We start from the raw sequence: 21,989 nt of genomic DNA on the forward strand, positions 1-21,989 counted from the left end.
TGAAAACCACAAAACGTTGCTGTCGCGATACTGCTCGGCGGCAACCATTAGCTAATCGCTCCGCCCGCTTCCGAGCCGGCGATTTATGGGAGCGCTGAAGATCAGACGCCGTGACTTAACCCAAAATGCGCTTTTGGAGTGAGGGAAATTTCTTGGGAGTTCACGTCTGACCGTGGGATGATAGAGAAAGTGCGAATCATCTGACATGATATTTTATTTATGCGCCATAGCACATCTGGACCGCTCGACACAAGCACATCTTTTTTGAACGAATCGCTCAAGCTTGTGATGATAGCGAGGACGCGCCATACGAAATAGCTGCAGACTTTATGCCTCCTCCTTGCAACAGAGAGGCATTCTACGTGGAGTACATCCCACGATCGCAAAAAACTGGAAACTAGACGGGATAGAAAAGTGACACTCTCTCCTCCTACAAGATTACAATCATTGACTGTTTTGACAACCCGGTGTTTCGAATGCTAAACAACTCAATTACCGCTGCCATGGCAGACATAGCGACGGCTGTAAAGCGCTATTCTCTGGTAGGCATGCTCGGATGGCAGGATGTACGTCAACGGTATAGACGCTCTGCTGTCGGACCGTTTTGGCTCACCATCAGCATGGGCGTTATGATTGGTACTATTGGCCTCGTATTTGGCCAAATATTTAATTCCCCCATGAAAGAATTCCTGCCCTTTCTAGCAGCAGGTATGATTCTCTGGAGTTTTATTTCTACCTGCGTGTTAGAGGGCTGCACCAGCCTCATCGCCGCAGAAAGCATCATCAAACAACTCCCAATCCCATTATTCGTGCATATTTTACGCACAATATGGCGCAACACTTTGATCCTCGCGCACAACATCGTCATTTTCCCGCTTGTGCTGTTGGCTGTTCAGAAACCATTGGGTCTTGGCGCACTGTTGAGCATCCCGGGCTTTGCACTGCTTGTTCTCAATCTGGCATGGATCTGCTTGATACTGAGCCTCTTATGCGCTCGATATCGCGACCTCCCGCAGATCATTGCGAGCGTCTTGCAAATTGCCTTTTACTTGACGCCAATCATGTGGCTTCCAAGTCTGCTACCTGGCCGAGCCGGCACCTATTTACTGGATATGAACCCCATCTATCACCTCATACAAATCGTCAGGGCACCCTTGCTCGGACAGGATGTGAGCACTGTTAGCTGGTGCGTGGCCGGGGGTATGGCTCTTTTTGGCTGGTGCATAGCGATCATCATCTATGGCCTCTATAAACGTCGCATTGCTTACTGGCTCTAAGAAGAAAACTATTATGGCTTTTATTGAATTTCATAACGCATGCGTTGATTTCCCTATCTATAACGCAAGTGCTCGCTCTCTGAAAAAGCGACTGATTCAAGTCGCTACAGGCGGCAAACTCAGTGCCAACGAGCAAGGCCGAGTAATCGTCAGAGCGCTGGAAGACCTTACTTTTTCCCTCAATGACGGAGACCGGGTTGGATTACTCGGTCATAACGGCGCTGGCAAAAGTACATTACTTAGACTGCTGAGCGGCGTATACGCCCCCTCCGCAGGCACCGCCAGCATCAGCGGCGAAGTCGCGTCCCTCATTGATATTTCATTAGGGATAGACCCGGAAGCATCCGGCAGGGAAAACATCTTCATGCGTGGCATCCTGCTCGGGATGACAAAAAGTGATATTGCAGAAAAACTCGACGAAATTATTGAGTTTTCAGAACTGGGTGACTTCATTGACATGCCGGTACGCACGTACTCTTCCGGCATGCACTTGCGCCTGGCCTTTGCGGTTTCGACGACCATCAGACCTGAAATATTGATCATGGACGAATGGCTGTCGGTAGGGGACGAAGGCTTCAAGCACAAAGCAGAAGCCCGAATGAACGAACTGGTCCAAGCCACCAGCATTTTGGTGATAGCCAGCCACTCCCGTGACCTGGTACTGCATACATGCAATCGGGTCATTTGGCTGGAGCACGGTAAAATAAAAATGGACTCGGACCCAGAAACAGTTACCCGAGCTTATTTTGGTCACTAATATTTTTGTTCACGCCTGCAACCCCCATTAAGCTACAAACCGGTGAACTCATAAAAAACCACTTTATCAAGTTAAGATATACGTCGGTTTTATATGAAAGTAGCCGCATCGGCGTTGCAGCGTAGAAACCAAAGCAACAAAGCCTCTTGCCAGCTACATCTGATAATGCAACTCGACGCAAAAGCCGAAAATGTTTATCTGTATCCCCCCTCCCCCCCCAAAAAAACATCGATAGCCTCGCAAGCCCGTTGAACGGGTCATTATGGTGAGGTTATTCAACTACCCGCACCTGATGTGATCGTCAGCAAATCCGGCGACCGCGTGGAAATGTCCGCATAGCAGAAAGAGACGCCACTGCTGGACACCCCCCCACAGCCAGGGGCCAAGGCTAGCCAAAACAAATAAATATGCCTATTATCCGGCACTCATAGATCAAACGATAAATATTCAAGGTCTGACATGTCAGCAAAATTGGAAACTGGAAGCAATAGACTATTCCCCCTTGAAGCCTATAGAGGAATAGCCGCATTTATTGTGCTTGTTCACCATTTTTTTTTAGCATTCTCCCCATACACAACAGGATTATCTGAGCAAACACGAGACAAAGACAGTTTAATAGGGCAGCCATTTTTCGCTCTTTTAAACGGAACAGCGGCTGTCGGTTTTTTCTTCACCCTTTCCGGGTTTGTTTTGTGCTGGTCCTATTTCAATCATGAAAACCCACAAAAACTGCTTCTGGCATTTCTTAAAAGATTTCCGAGACTGGCCGCGACTGTAACGATTACCACTGTCGCAAGTTACTGCTTATTCAAGCTTGGTTTTTACTATTTCCATGATGCCTCGCAACTTAGCTTGAGCCCATGGCTTGCGACATTTGCTCATGGATGGACGCCAGGGTTTGAGCCGAGCTTTTGGGATGCTCTAACGCAAGGCATTACAACTTTTTTCACAGGAGAATACAATTACAATACAAACCTTTGGACAATGAAAGCCGAGTTTTTCGGCAGCATGATTGTCTTTATGCTTGCATGCTTTATTTCTGTAATACTCGAATACCGCCACCTTACTTACGCCTGCATAATTGTTTCAATATCAGCACTATTCTATAACGACCTTATATTCCCCTTTGTTGCAGGTACATTTCTTTCTGCCTACCTAGCCAAAAACAAAAAAGAAATACCTCTCCTTGCATCATTAGCGCTAATTATTTTCGGGATGTACATGCTCGGATATCTGATCCCGGAAAAGTCATATGCATGGGCGTCAACAATTCCAGATATTTTAAAAATACATACCCAATCCCTACTCCACACCCTTGGCTCTGCATGCATAATATTCGCAACCATGAGCAATCAAAGAGTATTTAAAAACCTGAACGGGAAATTTTTAAGAGGCATTGGAAAAATCAGCTTTCCACTCTATCTTGTCCACACCCTTGTGATCTGCTCGCTATCAAGCTACGCATATATCAAACTTGCAAATCACGGAATCAGCAACACACAAAGCTTAATTATCGTATTTATTGTCACTGCTACCACTTCAATAGCACTAGCAGTACCACTCTCTCGCTTTGATGACTGGTGGGTTAAGCAAGTTAATACCATCATACGAAAACTATTGAAAGAGAAACAATTAGTCCATTGAGCTCCATCCTATAAGACGCGCTTACCAATCACCGACAAATCAGGTACAGGCGCGAGCTTTCACGGATGACAGGGGATACAGAAACAAGAACGCCGATTTGATTGATGATGCTTGCGGGCACAAACATATTTAACAAATCGGCGTTCTTATACGTAATATTCTGGAAGGGCATTTCTTTCGTCACAACCCGGCCGGATGGTGACCCTCTACAGATCGATTTGACGCCTCATACCCCCCAAGTTTTTGAAGCCTTCCCAGAGACCGTAACCGCCCCATAAGCTCACCTTCCAAGAAGCGGGCTTATGGAGTGTCTACATCATTAAATCTATGTGCTCATTCCGGATTATCCAATAACCAAGCAGCAAAGCGCTCCAATCCATTATCGAAGCTCACGAAAGGGGACCACCCCAGACCCAAAGACTGTTTGGCGCGTTCGATATCCAGGACACTGACAGGCACATCAAAGCCGCGACCCGACAAGTATTCACGATTGGCATTTCGCCCCGTTACCCTCTCGATCGCGTCTAGAACCTCATTGAGGCTATGTCCGCGCCCTGAGCCGATATTGAACACGTGCTCTTCACCGGATTGCGCTGACGATGCCAACAACGCTCTCACCACATCAGAGACATGAATGTAGTCGCGTACAACCGAGCCATCGCCCCAAATCTCAACCGTCTCGCCACGCAGGACTTTGCCAAGGAATACGGCAACCGCGCCTTGGCTAGCATAGGTGCGCTGCCCCTCACCGAAAGGGTTTGCAAGACGTAGAACAGTATAATCAAGGCCGTATAAGCGATGGAAAAGCGCCAGATACTTCTCGATCGCTAACTTGGAAATTCCATAGGAACAGGCCGGGTCAGTAGCATGGTTTTCTGGAATAGGTACTTGCGTAGGGTCCCCATACACCGTGCCGCCAGAGGAAATAAAAACAATCTTCCTCAGGCCGGACTTCACCGCGAGGCTTAGCAGGCGGATGGTCGCAACGACATTGCTCTCCACATCGAAGACGGGATCGGCATTCGAAGACTTGGGGAGGGTCGTAGACACCAGGTGATAGCAAACATCGCAACCTTCCAATGCCTTGGCGACTTCGGCCTCACTGGTGAAGTCTCCTTCGCAAAGCTCGAAATTGGGATGACTGAAGTGGGATTCACCCAACGGCGCCACATTGGGCCGATCGAAACAGCGCACAAAATGCCCCTGTTCGAGCAATGCGTCTATCAAGTGGGTGCCTATGAAACCACGCCCCCCCAAAACCAGGGACCGCTTAACGGGATCAGGGGAAGTGTTCTCGGAATTATTCAACGTTGCCCTCCAGCGCTTGATATGGTTGAAACTGCCGCCTTGTGCAGCAGCAGACAAGGCGGGCTTGACCTGCCCCCTCCTTGGCAACCATTGCAACGACCTACACTTTATTATTTAACGGAACACACTGTGACGGCTAATGATACGTCAAGAGAGGCGGCTTACCAAATTGCCGGAGACCCCGTCTCGCTCTCAGTGCAGGCCTGGCAATCAGCCGGACCTGCCCTGTGAGCCCTCCCCTAAACGCTAGCTGTCCTGCTTACAGCAAGTCCGACTACAGCTCCTGGACAGTCATGCCAGCGCCTTCGGCCTTCGTCGACTGCGCCCTGCTCTGCTGAATGTCACGCTGGAACAAATGAAGATATTGAGACGCAACGGCATCAATTCGATATCGACTGGAAACGTCTTTCACCAGACCGACGGCTTCCTTGTATTTTCGTTCATCTGTCGCGAACGCTGCAATTGCGCGGCCCGCGCTCTCGATTGGGACGACCCAATCTTCCAACTCGATGATCTCCCCGGCAACGCCGGTCTCTATCGTCAGCATGTTTTTGATGTCGCCTACGTCTGTGGCAATGTATGGCTTGCCGGCAAACAGACAATCAACAATGGTCAGAGGGAAACTTTCGGACCTGAAGGTCGATAACATGATGCCCATGTCCGCGGCAGCATAATGGCCTACAGAGTTATCACTAAAACCAGCCAGGTAAACGAAGTCCGGCGCACCTGCTTGACAGTACTCGTCGTACACCAGGCCATTACCGACCAATATAATACGGATGTCCCGACCGGAAAGTGATCGCGCAAGTTCTACCGCCTGGATAGCTTCGCCCCAGCCTTTATCGGGAATTGCCCGACTGACACAACACAATACAAAAGCATCTTCTGGTATACCCATCTGCACGCGCGAGATTGGAACGATCTCCGGCGGCTGCAACCCGTTAGGAACCTTGACGAAACGGGGAGAAGACTTGTCGTACAGTGAGATGTCCGAGAAAGGAACAAGATTCTTCTCAGCGGTATAGACCCATGTACTGACACCTTTGTCAGCAATGCGCAACTGTTCATCAGTCACTCCATTGCCATGTTCAATCATCCCGTGCAGAGCAGCCACGTGGGCGCCAAGCTCGGAAAAAACATCCGGGACATCGACCGGATACTTCTGAACGTACCACTGGTGGCTATTAAGTGCTTCAATTCCGAAATCATGAATGATCTCTTTCACTGATTCGATATTCGACGTCTCGATCACCGGCACGTCGTTTCTCAGCATCTTGCGAACACCGTCTTCGCGTTTTGGTATCCCGGCGCTAAACAAGGAAACGGAAATACCCTGGCGCTTAAACTCGTTTGCCAGTCGAATCGGAAGAATTTCGGCACCGCCCGGATAGAAGCCGATGGTGGAAACCATCACGTTCGGCAATCGGTCAGCCCTTGCACGAACAATTGAATCATGGTCGTACCAGCGTAGAAACTCTTCTGCGGAGCCCCCGACATAGTGGTCATACAGCTTCTTGCTGGATTCCTCGCAAGCCTCAAGCACCGACATTGGAACATTGTAGAGGGACTGGACCGTTCTGTTCGCCACCCCGAGCTCGCGATAAAAGACCTCTTTGCGATAAGTGGTGTTGGCAGTACTTGCATAATGTCGACGGAAGAAGTTTGTACCCTCAGTGGAGTAAGCAATTTTTCCGCCGCGAAGGATATGCAAATAGAAGACCCAGTCACCGGCCACTTTCATTGACAACCACGACTGATCATCCAGCAGCGGCATATCAACGGGGCGCTTGAAAAGCACGCCACTGGCATTAGGTATTGTATTTTTAATACCCAACGCCGAGCGCACTTCGTTATGCGCCGTGCTTACATAGGAACCGGCCCATTTATTCGCACACTCCAGATCACTTACATAGTTAAGGAACTGGTCCGGCATAACAACTTCATCGGTGGTAACGAACTCACATTTCGAGTACGCGAGCATGACCGATTCATCATCAAAGCAACTAACAAGCGCCTCCAGAAAACGCTCATCACAGTAGTCATCGCTTTCAGCGATCCACACCAGGTCGCCTGTGGCCGCCTTGATCCCCTTGGCCCACTGATGAAAAACGCCACCCGAGTTCGTCTCGTTGAATATCAGCCGTGTTATATCAGGGTACTTTTCCGCATAGCTAGTCAATACCGAACGACTATCGTCAGTCGAACAGTCATCCATCAGGATGACTTCTATATTCTTGTGAGTCTGCCCATAAATGCTATCCAGTCGACGACGAAGATAGCTCTCATGATTGTAATTTGGAACAATGACCGAAACTTTTGGCATAACAATACTGGAATCAATATCCAGCAAAGCGCGTGTTGTTTCGTTCAATCGGCCAAAACCGGTGATACTGTCTGGCTCAAGGAAAAGCCCTTCCTGCCAATTGTTCCAGGCATTCACGAACAGTAGACGGCGATCCTCCGGGAGAGCCTTTCTCGCGCCCCTGATCGCTGCGTCAAGCCAACGCCCATAGTCACGAATGTGAAAGCGCGAATAAACCAGAGGAGAATATTGCTTGAGCGCAGTTTCATCACGCCCTAATGAAATAGCGTGGAAAACCGGAGTAGCACGAAGATGTGCTTTCTCTGCTCGCACGATCCCTTGCGACGCAACAAGGTTATACGGAACGGTATCTATTCCATTCTTGTTTTGCGGCGGAAAGACGCCCGTTTCGCCCGGCACAGGATCTGCAGAAAGATCAAGCACGGCGTCACACAAACCATCCAGGTCCTGCGCCAGCTCCTCCAGTCCCGCGAAACCAAACTGAGCTATCAAGTACACGCCGCCACACAGTTCATTCAATCGCTCACGGAGCTTGCGAATTGAATCAACGATGTTGTAGTCATACTCATTCAGTTTAAGCACTATGACGGGTTGCTCAGCAACCTGCACACATCGCTTGTCAGCTAGCACTGCAACAACAGGCGCAATCAAGTTGTTCGACAGACCGTCCTGATGCAGATCTATTTGAACGCAGAAATTAAAGTCGATTTCCGTGTGGGCAAGAAAGATGTCGAGGGGCTGTGGCGACGCTTGCGCAACCGAATCTGCGCTCAGCTTGAAGCAAAAGCCGAAAAAGCCATGACTCTTGGCACTGAGAGCCTGCTGGGCGAGCACGCGCCAGTCCAACGGATCATAGAACCCAAGCATTTTATCAGGGCGTGGTCGCTGCGGATTGCCCTTGGAAGCGAATCTGGCACTACGCAACGCCTCCCAGTCAGGCGATACATAGAACGCCAGCAACTTGATGTCGCTGTTGACTTCACCAAAACGGATGTCGTTTTCGTGGCTAATGAGTGCGTCCGGTACCGCTATTCTATGCTCCGCGGAGCCAGTGACAATGTAATGCCAAAGCGGGTTAAGACCGATGTGCTGAATGTCTTTGTACATTGCGAGGTAGGCGCGCGTATCAAAGTCCATGGACGGATTTTTACCTTCGCGCCACCCCTGTTCACAGTAGTGCCTGAGTGGATCTGCCGAGGCCTGCTGCACATCGCTGTACATCGCAAGGTAGTACTTCTCGTCGAACAATCCTGACTTTTTGACGGCTTCGATCTGCGCCTCGAGCACGGCCTTGAGTACCGGTATCGGTGTGTATTCACCATACGGCTTGAAAACCGCATTACGCCCGACGGGACGACGCTTGACCGTCGTCATTTCGCATATGCGAGCTGGCAATCTGATTGGGCGACCTTCGAGCTGGCCGCACTGAATGTAGTGAAGCAGCGGGTGTACCTGAGCCTCAGCCACATCAGGGTTGGCCAACAGATAATCCGAAGGACTGAAAGCGGCGCAAGGATTGCGATTTTCTGTCCAGCCCTTCAGCATGTAGTGCTTGAGTGGATCCGTGCCTTTTGCACGCACATCCGCATTATTGGCCAGGTAATAGTCCGGATCAAACAACCCGCTTTCGTGAATTTCACGAAGCGTGTTTTCGTTATAAAGCTCTCGACGACGCCTTAACGAGTCGACAAACTTACTCCATGTCAGCGTCCTGACGTTATGGACGGAATTTCGCACAAACCCTGAGACCGTGCGCACAGACGAGGTTAAACGCCAGGAATGCGAAGAGAGTAATGCATGGAGCTCTTGCTGCGCCTTGAGCAGATCAGCCTTCAGGCTGATACCCTCTTTTTCGTGATCAACCAAGACGGCTTTGAGGTCGACTATCTGCCTGTTGAGCACACCGACAGATTGCTCAAGACTGGCAATATGCCTGTCACGCTTAACCAAAGAACCCATGAGCTCTTTTAACTGCGATTCACGTTCAAACAGGGTCGGATTCAAAGACGCAATTCGCTGATTCAAGTCCGCGATCTGTTGAGTCAAGTCGTTGATTTGAAGGGCGCGCGCACCTATTTGTTGATTACTTTCCCGAATCAGCCTGATCGCGTCAAACGCGAGATCCAACTGCTCTGCCGAAAACGCTTCTGCAGCTTCTGGTACCTGCCTGTCATATTCGAAGACATCAAAATCTTCGGCATACAACTCTTTAATCAAATTCGCACTTCGTTCCGTAATAAAAGCAGGAAGGAAGGGGATGATATTTTCACTTGGCGAAGGCTCTGCAAATGGATCCATAGCCTGCTCACCCAAGTGCTCCGATAGTGCTTTATGGAGTCCAGAGGGTTTTTCAATTTTGACCAACAAGGAATAATTGATCACATCCGGACGCAATAGCATGGCTTGAGGAGCCCAGGAAGTTTGCTCAAATGACGATGCGCGATTGCTTGCGAGATACTCCACAAACGCCTCAAAAGCCGAAGCAACATCCGCTACGCTTTTTACCGGCTGCTGGAACAACTCAAACTCTGGGTACGGTGCGACCTGCTGCGAATCTTGCAACAGTATTTTCGACTGCCATGCAGAGAAAATACGCTTGTAAGGGTTTCGTACGACGGCAAATCGAAAATATGAGTCGGAGAGAACGGATTCCATAAGGTCATCCATTTCCAGCCCACTGACATGGGGCGCAACCTTGTGAAACTCGTGAACAATTTGATCAGAATTAGTTCCCGCAGCCTCACCGACTCCACGCAAGGCCTGCGCACAGCCTTCCAGTGACGCAAACCACCACTTCAGGGAAGTGCTCGCAACCTTGGGGGTACTAACGTATAAAACCTTGTACTTCTCGGAACGGCAACTGTTCCACTTGAGATAGTCGAAGACTTTTTTTTTGTCCACTGGTGACAAATAACTAATATTTAGCATATGCGTCAAAAAATCCTATGGGCATGCTGACTCACAGCAACGCACTTCCAAACGAGTAAATTATCTGCACCAATCCGAACACCCTGTAAGACGACCACAACCATAGGCCTACATAAAAGGGTAACACTTGCAAATGACCACTCCCTGGTTCCAGCGACGACTCTACGTCGACGACGTTAGCCCCTTGGGCCGACCGAACCACAAACGTGGTCACTGCCCCGGAGCAAACAAGCGCGAAACCAACCACAACTGATTTATAACATTTTTTGGTCTTAACATTCAAAATAGCTCGGAAATACCGGGTTTCTTGCCTATGACCTGGCCGCAGCGCCCAACAAAAAAAGGCTCAAGCCCCTACCCCAAGCGCGAAAAAAAACCCAAACCCAGGCACGTACACGGTGGCCTGAATCGTTGACGGGACACAGGACGGGGCACCCGCCCCAAACGATCCTGGCCCAGGCCTGCGCCCCTCCCGAAACAGCCTGATTTGCTTATTTAAAGGGCTGCCCCCATCCATCCGGACAAAAAACCGGGATATTGAAGATCAAAAAGCCAACAAATAGCCCACAAACCGTATACAAAACCAACCGCTTCGACTAACGAGCCAGCGCTTCATCAGTAGATGAAATACAAAAAAAGAGCCATTCACACGGAATGACTCAACTCACGAAATTCAATGCCAAAAAGTGCTAAAGCACGAGCTCAGGTATAACTCCTACACGTTTTCACTGCGTGATTCTTGGCAATATAATAAGCTTCATGCAACTGCATATGCCGCTCCACCCGTACAGTGGGGTCCCCAGGTGTTCTAAACAAAGACGTTGTTTTTGGCACATAAACGAACTTATTGCCATAACCATAGCGCAACCAAAGGTTCCAGTCTTCGAGACTACTCATATCGGTTTGAAATCCACCCCGTTGCAAGTAGAGATCCTTTTGAAAAAGGAGAGACTGGATCGCTATAAAGTTGTGATCCAACAGCACATCATAGTCATATTCCTGCTTGAGAATCGGAGGTACAGCATGGCTGACCTCAAAATATTGCTCTTCCACGCCACTGGCAACAGTACCGACTTCCAGTGCCAGTGAGTAGGCCGCTACCGCATCAGAATTTTTCGCCAACGCACCAACAAGCACCTCGACATGATCCGCAAAAAGCAGATCGTCATCATCGAGAAACATGCAATATTTTCCGGCTGCCTTTTCCAGACCATAATTACCGGTAACCGAACGACCAACCTTATCGAGGGCGTAGTAACTGACTTTCATTCCCTCCGGAAATTCAAAATCAGCCACAACCGAGCTCATCGTGGAACCGCCATCCTCAACGACTATCAACTCGATATTCGGATACGTCTGATTAAGCACTGACATCATGGACTGCCTGAGAAACTCTCCTCGATTCTTGTACGTTCGAGTAACCACAGTAACAAGAGGGTAATCGGCCAATGGCTCACCCACCTCCCAGAACGCCCCGTCCCTGATCATTTCATAATCAAAGCCCCTGAAAGGGAAATAGCAGTTTTCACTCGGCCCCTTGCCCCGCATAAAATACCGAGCCTTCTTGAATATCACACCGAAGTTTCTGAACACATCACGACGGGCGCCAGCATAGGGTTCTGGGCGAAGCAAAAGCAGGCACTGCAAGATAAAGCCACCCACTCTATCGCTCAAATTTCCATAGCGTAACCTGATATAAGCATTGGCCAGCGTGCTGCCGGTATACTGAATCGGCTTTACATGATGCTCATGCTCATACGTATAATGATAGATGACGGCATTCGGGCAATACTTGAGTTGGTATCCATAGGACCTGAAGCGATAGGAAAGCTCGACGTCTTCGCCATACATGAAGATCTCGCGCTCGTATCCCCCGACTTCAACGTAAGCCGACCTTCTTACGAGTACGCAAGCATGGGACGACCAGTTGGTTTCCAAGGTTACCGGATCGTAATACTTAGGATGCTCATAAGGTGCCTGCCTCAACTCCCAGGATGCCACCTCAGCCTTGGCATCAGCCAAAGCAGCGGCCACCACTCTGCTTATTGCGTCTTTGGCAAAAACGATATCCACATTACTGACAAGAAAATACTCAGCGCTTCCTTTATGGATTGCTTTTTCATGCCCGGCACCAAACCCGACATTGTCGCCTTCCAGAATGTCGAAACCAGCCACGTCCTGACCCAGCAATGCCTGCCAACGCTGCAATGCCTCGAGGGTGCTGTCCGAAGACCCGTTATCAACAAAGAACATATTCAATTTGCTGAGCGGGTAGCTTTGCGCCCTTAACGATTCAAAAAAACCATCAATCCACTTGCCGCTATTGAACGTCACCACCGACACATCAATAACGGGTTGCGCTTGGGCGACCGACAAGCTCTGGAACCGTGAGAAACGACGATTCAATATAGCCTGTATCGCCTTGGTGTTATTTCGCGAATAAATCACCAACATTATGTTTTCGCGCAAACGCTTGAAAAACAAATGTATGCGAACACGAACCCACACAAGGAAAGGAAACTTTTGATAAAAGGGTCGAATGAACGCTTTGGACCTGGCCAAAAAAGAGCGCAGCCCTCGGAAAAAAAGCGTTACGACTTGCCAGATTTTTGAAGTAACCATACTGAATAAACCACTCATTAAATCGAAACCCCTAACCAATGCAACTTAGCGACCTGCAAATGTCACCACATCAGCGGCAGGTACATCCCAAGACGCTCTACAAGAAAGGCGACCATGCAAACCTGTGTTGACATGTGTTTCTGACACTTTTTAATTACACGACTTGCTCCGACTCTCCAGCTTTGTAGGTGCGTGCGATAAACAGCAGTGGAGCATAAGCTACGACCATACCAAAAAATCCGGAAATCCACCCACTTGCCACAGCGATCGATAACGGCATGAGCCACACCAAATTAATAATGATAGATGCCAACACTACTGCTTTATGGCTACGGTGCTTGCGAGAGGCATATTGATAACCATGACTGCGGTGAGCTTCATATACTTTTTCACCTCGCAAAAGCCTGCGCATCAGGGTCCACGTCGCATCAACAATGAAAACGCCAAGCATGATCAACCAGCACCAGAGCAACTCGGGCGACCTGGAGGCGGCCTCAATGGACATCCCTGCCAATACAACCCCCAAAAAACCACTGCCTGCGTCTCCCATGAAAATTTTCGCCGGCGGATAGTTCCAACAGAGAAAACCCGCGACTGCTGCCACCAGAGCCAGAGGCCCCCACGCCAGTTCGAGGTTTGCGCCAAACCAATAGACCAGCAACATTCCGAGGCAGACACTGATCGCTTCAGCACTGGCCAAGCCGTCAATGCCATCCATGAAGTTGTACAGATTCAGCATCCAGACCAAATACAGCACAAACAAAATATTCCCAATCCACCCTGGATCGAGGGTAGCGCCAAAGAGCGTGACGGAAGGAGAGCCTCCCAGCCAATATAATGCCCATATCGCGGCAGCAAAATGGCCTAACAGGCGCCACCTTGCAGCAATATGCCCATGATCATCGGAAAAACCGATAAGCGCGACCAACAAGCCGCTTCCCAGCAAACCAAAGAGCGTCGCCTGGCTCATCAGGTCAAGACCGCGAAGGATCAGAAGCGCCAACAGAAAGGAGACAACAATAGCTACACCACCACCCCGAGGAGTAGGCACGGAGTGAGAACTGCGCTCATTTGGTATATCCATCAAGCTCCTGGCCAACGCATAACGACGTAAAATAAGCGTCAGCCCCCAGGAAACAACGAATACTGCAAGTAGCAGCCACAAAAAAGTCATTTCGTCTGTGCGTCCAGATAGTGACCTGCGGTTTGGCGCATGGCTTCATCCATGTTGATGGGTGGCGTCCACCCCAATAATTCACGATTTTTGCTGATGTCGACCTGCAAAGACCCGCAGATCCGTTGAGCAACGGATTGCTTTCTCAAAAGCGAAGCCCCTACTACCAGCAACCACCCTGGCAATGGCAGGAGCCAGGCCTTCTTCCCAAGCGCATTGCCCAGCCGACGTAGCATTTGAGTTGTGGACAAGTCCTGGCCATCACTGACCAGAAAGGTCTGGTTCGCTGCGCCAGGATGATCGATGCAGGTGATTATAAGGTCCACCAGGTTTCCGATCGCTACAAGGCTACGCTGATTCCGGACTGCTCCCAACGGTAACGGAATACCTTTGTTGAGCCAGCGCAGCATACTCAGAAAATTGGCTTTAACCCCCGGCCCATAGATCAATGGTGGGCGAATAATCACCACTTCCATTCCGGTTTCGCGAGCAAGTTGCCTCAGGGCTTGTTCAGCCTCGTGCTTGGACACGCCATAAGGGTCCACCGGGGCTGGAGTATCGTCAGCCTTGAAAGGCTTGCCTGGCAGGGTGCTTTCGCCATTGACCTTGATCGAACTGATGAAGATGAAGCGTTTGACTCCCGACTCAGCCGCGTGTTTTGCCAACCGAAGAGTGCCCTGCACATTGACCTTGCGAAACTCGGCCAAGGCGTCGGCAGCGGTTTCGTTCATCACATGAACTCTGGCCGCCGCGTGGACGACCACACTTACATCCTTCAACTCAGACAAGGCTTCAGGATCATTCAGATCAAAGGGTACAACCTGGCATAAACCCTGCCACCGCGCGGGACTGCGAGCGGCTGCGATCGGGGCGAACTGCTTGTCCACCAACATCCTGAAAACCAGCGCCTCACCCACAAAACCGCCTGCCCCCGTGACCAATACCTTTGGGGCTGTCATTGAGCTTTGTTTCCTATCAACGCGGTAGCCCAACAGATAAAAAAGAAAAAAACCTTGTCCCGTACCCGGCGCCTGCATTGCCAGGCACTGAAGGACAGCTTCATCAGTTCCGTTCGCCGTAATCGCAGCAAGACGCCTTCGAAGGGCTTCGCCCCCTGCCCTACCAGATCTGCAATCAGGCGCACCTGACCGAACCACCAACCGTCATGAATGGTTTTGTAACGTGCGATCAACGGACTCAGGCCTGTGTTGGCACCGACCTGATTACGCTCGTGCTGCCGGTAATCCATGCTGGGTACAGGGTCGATATACCAACGGTAACCGTGACTACGCGCAAAGGCGTAGCAATACCAGTCATGCAAAGTTACACCTTGCAGTTGCTGCCAGTTGGCGAGCATCGAGCCTTTCAAGGCTTCTACCAGGCTTTTTCTAAAGACATAGGTGCAGCCAGGCCCCGCTGCCTCGAACAAAAAATCCCAGGCGACCTGAGGCTGCGCCTTGTCCAGCAGCAGGGTCCTACCGCTTGGCCAGAACGCCGTCACGTTACTGGAGTAGGCATCTACTCCACGTGCCTGCAGCGCCTGGGTTGCTCTGTGCAGCTTGTCGGGATACCAGATGTCGTCCTGGTCGGCAAAGGCGACGAAGTCGTAGCCATCGAACTCAACGTCCCGGATCAACCGAAAAAAATTGCGCGATGCTCCGCCGAAGCGATTGGCATCTGGCAGCACTACAACTGCTGGATGCTCAGCCGCGTAAGCTCTACACCACGCCTCGGTGCCATCAGTGGAGGGGTCGATGCTAATGTGCAGGGTAACGTCGACCGATAACTGGCCGAGGATCGAGACCAGTTGCTCCTCAATCCACTGCATTCCGTTGTACGCAGCCAGCAAAACTGCAACCTTGGGATGTTTTACTGGCATGCTATTCCTGCTTGCACGGATTAAACGCTAGGTTTGAAAGTAAACCCCTCGACTCAGAGGGAATCCAAATCCAGCAGTTTTTGCAGGTACTGACCATAGCCAGTCTTCTTCAGCTTATCGGCCTGAGCGCCCAACTGTTCAGCGGTGATCCAACCGTTGTTGTAGGCGATCTCCTCCAGGCAGGCCACTTTCAAGCCTTGACGCTGCTCGATGGTGTGCACGAAGTGACTGGCCTCGAGCAACGAGTCGTGAGTCCCCGTGTCCAGCCAGGCAAAACCGCGTCCGAGCATTTCTACATTGAGGGTGTTCTGCTCGAGGTAGGCGCGGTTAACGTCGGTGATTTCCAGCTCGCCTCGCTCCGATGGCTTGATGTTCTTGGCGATCTGGACAACCTGGTTGTCGTAGAAGTACAAGCCGGTGACCGCATAGCTGGATTTGGGTTTCAGCGGCTTTTCTTCGATGCTCAGGGCGCGACCGGAGGCATCGAACTCAACCACACCGAAACGCTCGGGGTCAGACACGTGATAACCGAACACCGTAGCGCCATGCTGTTGGGAGCTGGCGGAGCGCAGGTTGTCCGAGAAGTGCTGGCCGTAGAAAATGTTGTCGCCCAGGATCAGACAGCAAGGATCCTTGCCAATGAACTCTTCACCGATGATGAACGCTTGCGCCAGGCCGTCAGGGCTAGGCTGTTCGGCGTAAGTCAGCTTGATGCCGTACAGGCTTCCGTCACCGAGCAGCTTACGGAAGCAAGGCAAATCTTCCGGGGTAGAGATGATCAGAATTTCACGCATGCCCGCGAGCATCAACACCGATAGCGGATAGAAGATCATCGGTTTGTCGTAGATCGGCAGCATCTGTTTTGACACGCCAAGGGTCAACGGATGCAGGCGTGTACCTGAGCCGCCGGCGAGAATGATGCCTTTACGATTTGTCGTGGTCATTTATTGAGAACTTCCCTAAGCATTCGGGTTACGCCACTTTGCCAATCCGGCAAGTGTAGAGAAAAATTGTCACGCAGCTTCTGAGTATTCAAACGCGAATTCAAAGGCCGGCGCGCCGGTGTTGGATAAGCCGTCGTTTCAATCGGATTGACCGCCGTTACGGCGAGCTGCTCGCCATTGGCTTGGGCGAAACCGATCACGTGGCTAGCATAGCCGTGCCAGGACACTTCACCACTGGCCGCCAAGTGATACAAGCCAGAAAGCTGGGGACGTTGCAGAACTTGCTGAACGACCAACGCGGTCACGTCGGCAATCAGGTCTGCGCCGGTCGGGGCTCCGATCTGGTCGGCTATAACGCTCAATGTTTCGCGTTCCTTGGCCAAACGCAACATGGTTTTGGCGAAGTTGTTGCCTCGAGCGCCATAGACCCAGCTGGTGCGGAAGATCAGATGCTTGCATCCCGACGCGGTAATTGCCTGTTCGCCGGCCAGCTTACTGGCGCCGTATTGATTCACCGGGGCGACTGCATCTGACTCTTGCCACGGGGCAGAACCCTGGCCACTGAAGACGTAATCAGTGGAGTAATGAATCAGCCAGGCACCCAGATCCAAGGCCTCTTCGGCGATCAGTTGGCTTGCCTGACGGTTTACACGGTCGGCCAGTTCGGTCTCGGATTCAGCTTTATCAACAGCCGTGTAGGCCGCAGCATTGACGATGACATCGGGTTTGATCAGGCGGATCGTGGCGCGCAACGCGTCGAGATCCGACAGGTCACCACACAAACCATCGACCGTATGACGATCCAGGGCAATCAACTCGCCAAGCGGTGCCAAGGAGCGTTGCAACTCCCAGCCCACCTGGCCGTTTTTTCCCAGCAAGAGGATTTTCATGCTTTGTTCGAGCGATCCGTGTAGTTCTTGTCGATCCACTGTTGGTAGCTGCCGCTCTTCACGTGGGCTACCCAATCAGTGTTGTTCAGGTACCACTCGACAGTCTTGCGAATACCGGTTTCGAAAGTTTCTTCAGGCACCCAACCCAATTCGCGCTGAATTTTGCTCGCATCGATTGCGTAGCGCTGATCGTGGCCCGGGCGATCCTGGACGTAGGTGATCAAGCTGGCATGTGGACGGTGAGCAGAATCGGGACGCAGTTCGTCGAGCAGTGCGCACAAGGTGTGCACTACTTCGATGTTTTGCTTTTCGTTGTGGCCACCGATGTTGTACGTCTCACCGACAACGCCTTCAGTCACGACTTTGTACAGTGCGCGGGCATGGTCTTCGACGTAGAGCCAGTCACGAACCTGATTGCCTTTGCCGTATACCGGTAATGGCTTGCCTTCCAATGCATTGAGAATGATCAGTGGTATCAATTTCTCAGGGAAGTGGCATGGACCGTAGTTGTTCGAGCAGTTTGTGACCAGCGTCGGCAGGCCGTACGTACGGGCCCAGGCGCGAACCAGGTGATCTGAACTAGCCTTGCTGGCCGAGTAAGGTGAGCTTGGCTGATACGGGGTTGTTTCGGTGAAAAGGTCTTCCGGACCTTCAAGGTCTCCGTAAACCTCGTCAGTCGAAATATGATGGAAGCGGAAATTGGCCTTGCGCACTTCATCCAGCGAGGCCCAGTACTGGCGCGCCGCCTCCAACAGGGTGTAGGTGCCGATGATGTTGGTCTGGATAAATTCAGACGGCCCGGATATCGAGCGATCCACATGGGACTCTGCTGCCAGATGCATGATGGCATCCGGTTGATGCTCACGCAGCACGCGATCGATCTGATCACGGTCACAGATGTCGACACGCTCGAAAACGTAGCGTGAGTTCAGGCTGACATCAGCCAATGACTCAAGATTACCGGCATAAGTCAACTTATCAACGTTGACGACTGAGTCAGTGGTATTGGAAATAATATGACGGATAACTGCCGAGCCGATAAACCCGGCACCGCCGGTTACTAGAATTTTCACGCGAGACCACACCCTTAAGTTACTGACAGGGCCGGCCTACCGAGCACTGTCTAATCCATGAATGCAAAAATCTGCCAGAGCTATTTCGATCGATATGGAATTTTGCCACTATCGAGCAAGAGCAGCATTTTACAGCTTAATGACCGGTTTACTAATGGATATAGACAAGCAGTGGCGCAAAATCGACAAATATCACCTGCCCGTTGTGATCACACAAGCCGCTTGCGCGAAGCTCTGAACGATCGTCCCAGAAACCAGCTTAGCAGCGGCCCGATTACCATGCCGACCAATAGCGCCAAAACCATCATCAGAGAAACCGGCAACTCTGGCCCAGCCCAACCGAGAAACAGCAGTGATACCGACTGCTGGTTTTCGAGCACAAATGCCAGGACCACCAGCACCAGCAAAAGAATGAAGACACCAAGAAGTAGCCGCTTGAAGTTACGCATGAGTAGCTCCTTGATGAACGCCGGCCATCAAAGCCCTTCCTCCTCATCCTCATTCACCCGATCTCGCAGCTCCTTGCCCGGCTTGAAATGCGGAACGAACTTGCCGTCAAGGCTGACGGACTGACCGGTTTTTGGATTGCGACCTACGCGCGGTGCGCGGTAGTGCAGGGAGAAGCTGCCAAACCCACGGATCTCGATACGATCGCCTGTGGCCAGACATTGGGACATTTGCTCAAGCATGGTCTTGATGGCCAGCTCCACATCCTTTGATGAGAGTAGCCCTTGATGGGTGACAATTCGTTCGATCAACTCCGACTTCGTCATATTTTTCCCTTCTTTTTCAAGCAGCTAGGAAAATCGCTCAAAAGGTTTTAGCACGCCCGGAAGAATTTGAACAGCCCGAGTTTGACATCCCCTGACCCCACATGATCATCTGCAAATAACCAGCATCGTTCGCGTCCAATAGCCTGCTGGATTGAAGCCAAAGGGAAACTCATCCTCTTCCTTTACATCATCGGACCTGACCACGACCTTGTAACCAGCCCCCTTACACTCCTTGGCCGCTCGCTTCTGACACTTCTCCCATCCAGAGCCCAATCCCGAACAGTCAATCTCAATACCACTGACTCCGCGCACCGCGTGAGTCTTGGCATTGGTGGTACAGCCCGCCAATGTCAGAACTGCTATTGCGACAATGAGCTTGTTCATTCACGTCCTTACGCCAGGCATTCGCCTGACCATCGTTCGACTCAGGCTAAGACTAGCTGCAAATAAACGATTGATCCTGTTAAAGAAAGAGACAACTGTTAGCGATATTGGTTTCCCCACACCAATGCCGCCATGCCCCCTGGTAAATTCCGGACACAAAAAAAGGGCGACCGAAGTCGCCCTTTTTTTTACAGAAAGTCAGAACTTAGTTCTGTTTTTCCGCTTGTGCAGCACGCAGCAGGTCACCCAGAGTGGTGGCTACCGGAGCATCCGTAGCTACTGGCTTGTCGCGCAGGCTCTGGATTGCTTCTTTCTCGTCTTCAACGTCTTTCGACTTGATCGAGAGCTGGATTACGCGGCTCTTACGATCAACGCTGATGATCTTGGCTTCTACTTCTTCGCCTTCTTTCAGAACGTTGCGCGCGTCTTCAACGCGGTCACGGCTGATTTCGGAGGCTTTCAGAGTCGCTTCGATATCGTCGGCCAGAGTGATGATGGCGCCTTTAGCGTCAACTTCTTTCACGATGCCCTTAACGATTGCGCCCTTGTCGTTCTCTTGAACGTACTCGGAGAACGGATCGCTTTCCAGCTGCTTGATACCCAGGGAGATGCGCTCGCGCTCTGGGTCAACCGACAGGATAACGGTGTCCAGCTCGTCGCCCTTCTTGAAGCGGCGTACGGCTTCTTCGCCCACTTCGTTCCAGGAGATGTCGGACAGGTGAACCAGACCGTCGATGCCGCCGTCCAGACCAATGAAGATACCGAAATCGGTGATCGACTTGATGGTGCCGGAGATTTTATCGCCCTTGTTGAACTGGCCAGAGAAATCTTCCCATGGGTTGGATTTGCACTGCTTGATGCCCAGGGAGATACGACGACGCTCTTCGTCGATATCCAGAACCATAACTTCCACTTCGTCGCCAACTTGTACGACTTTCGAAGGGTGGATGTTCTTGTTGGTCCAGTCCATTTCCGAAACGTGTACCAGACCTTCAACGCCTTCTTCCAGCTCAGCGAAGCAGCCGTAGTCAGTCAGGTTGGTTACACGAGCGGTAACGCGAGTGCTTTCTGGGTAACGGGCTTTGATAGCAACCCATGGATCTTCACCCAGTTGCTTGAGGCCCAGGGAAACACGATTGCGCTCGCGATCGTACTTCAGAACCTTGACATCGATCTCGTCGCCAACGTTGACGATTTCGGAAGGATGCTTGATACGCTTCCAAGCCATGTCGGTGATGTGCAGCAGGCCATCGACGCCACCCAGATCGACGAATGCGCCGTAATCGGTGAGGTTCTTGACGATACCTTTGACTTGCTGGCCTTCCTGCAGGGATTCCAGCAGAGCTTCACGCTCGGCGGAGTTCTCGGCTTCCAGGACGCTACGACGGGAAACGACAACGTTGTTGCGCTTCTGGTCCAGCTTGATGACCTTGAATTCCAGCTCTTTGCCTTCCAGGTGCGTGGTGTCGCGCACTGGACGGACGTCAACCAGAGAACCTGGCAGGAACGCACGGATGCCGTTAACGTCGACAGTGAAGCCGCCTTTAACCTTACCGTTGATAACGCCCTTGACCACTTCTTCGGCTGCGAAGGCAGCTTCCAGAACAATCCAGCATTCAGCGCGCTTGGCTTTTTCACGGGACAGCTTGGTTTCACCAAAGCCGTCTTCAACCGAGTCCAGAGCAACGTGAACTTCGTCACCGACGTTGATGTTCAGCTCGCCAGCGTCGTTGTAGAACTGCTCAAGCGGGATGAGTGCTTCAGACTTCAGGCCAGCGTGAACGGTTACCCAGCGAGCCTGGTAATCGATATCAACGATAACACCGGTGATGATGGAGCCTGCCTGAAGGTTCAGGGTTTTTAGGCTTTCTTCAAAGAGTTCCGCAAAGCTTTCGCTCATTTTAATTCCTGTTGATGAGGGCGAAGAATACGCCCATCTCCACACCCCAGACGATGTGGGTTAGTTTCATTTAAAAGAAGCGCCGCAGGACTATGACTGGTCCCCCGCAGCCT

16 protein-coding genes are annotated in these 21,989 nt (G+C 51.2%); 3 read left to right on the plus strand and 13 right to left on the minus strand.

Annotated features, from left to right (window positions below; translation table 11 throughout):
- Positions 1 to 476 precede the first annotated feature (476 nt).
- The 3 genes from ACVWYU_RS14835 (at position 477) to ACVWYU_RS14845 (ending at position 3,678) form a co-directional block, all read left to right on the plus strand.
- The gene (locus ACVWYU_RS14835) at positions 477 to 1,277 is read left to right on the plus strand and encodes an ABC transporter permease (RefSeq protein ID WP_259152546.1); all 801 of its coding nucleotides are present in this window, start codon (positions 477 to 479) and stop codon (positions 1,275 to 1,277) included.
- A 13-nt stretch (positions 1,278 to 1,290) separates the two neighbouring features.
- Complete coding sequence (locus tag ACVWYU_RS14840) at positions 1,291 to 2,034, plus strand: ABC transporter ATP-binding protein (RefSeq protein WP_095130189.1); 744 nt, start codon at positions 1,291 to 1,293, stop codon at positions 2,032 to 2,034.
- Positions 2,035 to 2,493: 459 nt separating this feature from the next.
- On the plus strand, positions 2,494 to 3,678 hold the full coding sequence (locus ACVWYU_RS14845; RefSeq protein WP_457372991.1) for an acyltransferase family protein: 1,185 nt from the start codon (positions 2,494 to 2,496) through the stop codon (positions 3,676 to 3,678).
- A gap of 333 nt (positions 3,679 to 4,011) precedes the next feature.
- Here ACVWYU_RS14845 and ACVWYU_RS14850 read toward each other — a convergent pair whose 3' ends face one another.
- From ACVWYU_RS14850 to rpsA, 13 genes are all read right to left on the minus strand, one after another.
- Positions 4,012 to 5,082 (minus strand): NAD-dependent epimerase/dehydratase family protein, encoded by a 1,071-nt coding sequence (locus ACVWYU_RS14850; RefSeq protein ID WP_457372992.1) that lies wholly within the window; start codon positions 5,080 to 5,082, stop codon positions 4,012 to 4,014.
- Positions 5,083 to 5,260: 178 nt separating this feature from the next.
- Positions 5,261 to 10,237, minus strand: coding sequence for a glycosyltransferase (locus ACVWYU_RS14855; protein WP_457372993.1), 4,977 nt, complete (start codon positions 10,235 to 10,237; stop codon positions 5,261 to 5,263).
- Between the two features lie 702 nt (positions 10,238 to 10,939).
- Positions 10,940 to 12,877, minus strand: a complete 1,938-nt coding sequence (locus ACVWYU_RS14860; RefSeq protein ID WP_457372994.1) for a glycosyltransferase family 2 protein — start codon at positions 12,875 to 12,877, stop codon at positions 10,940 to 10,942.
- A gap of 136 nt (positions 12,878 to 13,013) precedes the next feature.
- Positions 13,014 to 14,033, minus strand: coding sequence for an MraY family glycosyltransferase (locus tag ACVWYU_RS14865; RefSeq protein WP_457372995.1), 1,020 nt, complete (start codon positions 14,031 to 14,033; stop codon positions 13,014 to 13,016).
- Positions 14,030 to 14,992, minus strand: a complete 963-nt coding sequence (locus tag ACVWYU_RS14870; protein WP_457372996.1) for a UDP-glucose 4-epimerase family protein — start codon at positions 14,990 to 14,992, stop codon at positions 14,030 to 14,032. The genes ACVWYU_RS14865 and ACVWYU_RS14870 overlap by 4 nt, the downstream gene beginning before the upstream one ends.
- Positions 14,989 to 15,912, minus strand: a complete 924-nt coding sequence (locus ACVWYU_RS14875; RefSeq protein WP_457372997.1) for a glycosyltransferase — start codon at positions 15,910 to 15,912, stop codon at positions 14,989 to 14,991. The genes ACVWYU_RS14870 and ACVWYU_RS14875 overlap by 4 nt, the downstream gene beginning before the upstream one ends.
- A gap of 53 nt (positions 15,913 to 15,965) precedes the next feature.
- Positions 15,966 to 16,856: a glucose-1-phosphate thymidylyltransferase RfbA gene (gene rfbA / locus ACVWYU_RS14880; RefSeq protein ID WP_457372998.1), complete on the minus strand. Its 891-nt coding sequence runs from the start codon at positions 16,854 to 16,856 to the stop codon at positions 15,966 to 15,968.
- Positions 16,853 to 17,746 carry a dTDP-4-dehydrorhamnose reductase gene (gene rfbD, locus ACVWYU_RS14885; RefSeq protein WP_457372999.1) on the minus strand — a complete coding sequence of 298 codons (894 nt, stop codon included), beginning with the start codon at positions 17,744 to 17,746 and terminating at the stop codon, positions 16,853 to 16,855. Before rfbD ends, rfbA begins: the two co-directional genes overlap by 4 nt.
- On the minus strand, positions 17,743 to 18,819 hold the full coding sequence (rfbB, locus tag ACVWYU_RS14890) for a dTDP-glucose 4,6-dehydratase (RefSeq protein WP_457373000.1): 1,077 nt from the start codon (positions 18,817 to 18,819) through the stop codon (positions 17,743 to 17,745). Before rfbB ends, rfbD begins: the two co-directional genes overlap by 4 nt.
- Positions 18,820 to 19,028: 209 nt before the next feature.
- The gene (locus ACVWYU_RS14895) at positions 19,029 to 19,268 is read right to left on the minus strand and encodes a LapA family protein (RefSeq protein WP_457373001.1); all 240 of its coding nucleotides are present in this window, start codon (positions 19,266 to 19,268) and stop codon (positions 19,029 to 19,031) included.
- A 27-nt stretch (positions 19,269 to 19,295) separates the two neighbouring features.
- A complete protein-coding gene (gene ihfB / locus ACVWYU_RS14900) occupies positions 19,296 to 19,592 on the minus strand; it encodes an integration host factor subunit beta (protein WP_003369729.1) in 297 nt (98 codons plus the stop codon).
- Positions 19,593 to 19,697: 105 nt separating this feature from the next.
- Positions 19,698 to 19,976, minus strand: coding sequence for a hypothetical protein (locus ACVWYU_RS14905; protein ID WP_457373002.1), 279 nt, complete (start codon positions 19,974 to 19,976; stop codon positions 19,698 to 19,700).
- Between the two features lie 205 nt (positions 19,977 to 20,181).
- On the minus strand, positions 20,182 to 21,876 hold the full coding sequence (gene rpsA / locus ACVWYU_RS14910) for a 30S ribosomal protein S1 (RefSeq protein ID WP_047527094.1): 1,695 nt from the start codon (positions 21,874 to 21,876) through the stop codon (positions 20,182 to 20,184).
- Between the last annotated feature and the right edge of the window lie 113 nt (positions 21,877 to 21,989).

Source organism: Pseudomonas sp. TE12234, assembly GCF_054061835.1.

Excerpts from the sequence above, each read along its gene's own strand:
- ACVWYU_RS14835 (WP_259152546.1), top strand. The coding sequence starts at position 477 with ATGCTAAACAACTCAATTACCGCTGCCATGGCAGACATAGCGACGGCT.
- ACVWYU_RS14840 (WP_095130189.1), top strand. The coding sequence starts at position 1,291 with ATGGCTTTTATTGAATTTCATAACGCATGCGTTGATTTCCCTATCTAT.
- ACVWYU_RS14845 (WP_457372991.1), top strand. The coding sequence starts at position 2,494 with ATGTCAGCAAAATTGGAAACTGGAAGCAATAGACTATTCCCCCTTGAA.
- ACVWYU_RS14855 (WP_457372993.1), bottom strand. The coding sequence starts at position 10,237 with ATGCTAAATATTAGTTATTTGTCACCAGTGGACAAAAAAAAAGTCTTC.
- ACVWYU_RS14860 (WP_457372994.1), bottom strand. The coding sequence starts at position 12,877 with ATGAGTGGTTTATTCAGTATGGTTACTTCAAAAATCTGGCAAGTCGTA.
- ACVWYU_RS14865 (WP_457372995.1), bottom strand. The coding sequence starts at position 14,033 with ATGACTTTTTTGTGGCTGCTACTTGCAGTATTCGTTGTTTCCTGGGGG.
- ACVWYU_RS14870 (WP_457372996.1), bottom strand. The coding sequence starts at position 14,992 with ATGACAGCCCCAAAGGTATTGGTCACGGGGGCAGGCGGTTTTGTGGGT.
- ACVWYU_RS14875 (WP_457372997.1), bottom strand. The coding sequence starts at position 15,912 with ATGCCAGTAAAACATCCCAAGGTTGCAGTTTTGCTGGCTGCGTACAAC.
- rfbA (WP_457372998.1), bottom strand. The coding sequence starts at position 16,856 with ATGACCACGACAAATCGTAAAGGCATCATTCTCGCCGGCGGCTCAGGT.
- rfbD (WP_457372999.1), bottom strand. The coding sequence starts at position 17,746 with ATGAAAATCCTCTTGCTGGGAAAAAACGGCCAGGTGGGCTGGGAGTTG.
- ACVWYU_RS14895 (WP_457373001.1), bottom strand. The coding sequence starts at position 19,268 with ATGCGTAACTTCAAGCGGCTACTTCTTGGTGTCTTCATTCTTTTGCTG.
- ihfB (WP_003369729.1), bottom strand. The coding sequence starts at position 19,592 with ATGACGAAGTCGGAGTTGATCGAACGAATTGTCACCCATCAAGGGCTA.
- ACVWYU_RS14905 (WP_457373002.1), bottom strand. The coding sequence starts at position 19,976 with ATGAACAAGCTCATTGTCGCAATAGCAGTTCTGACATTGGCGGGCTGT.
- rpsA (WP_047527094.1), bottom strand. The coding sequence starts at position 21,876 with ATGAGCGAAAGCTTTGCGGAACTCTTTGAAGAAAGCCTAAAAACCCTG.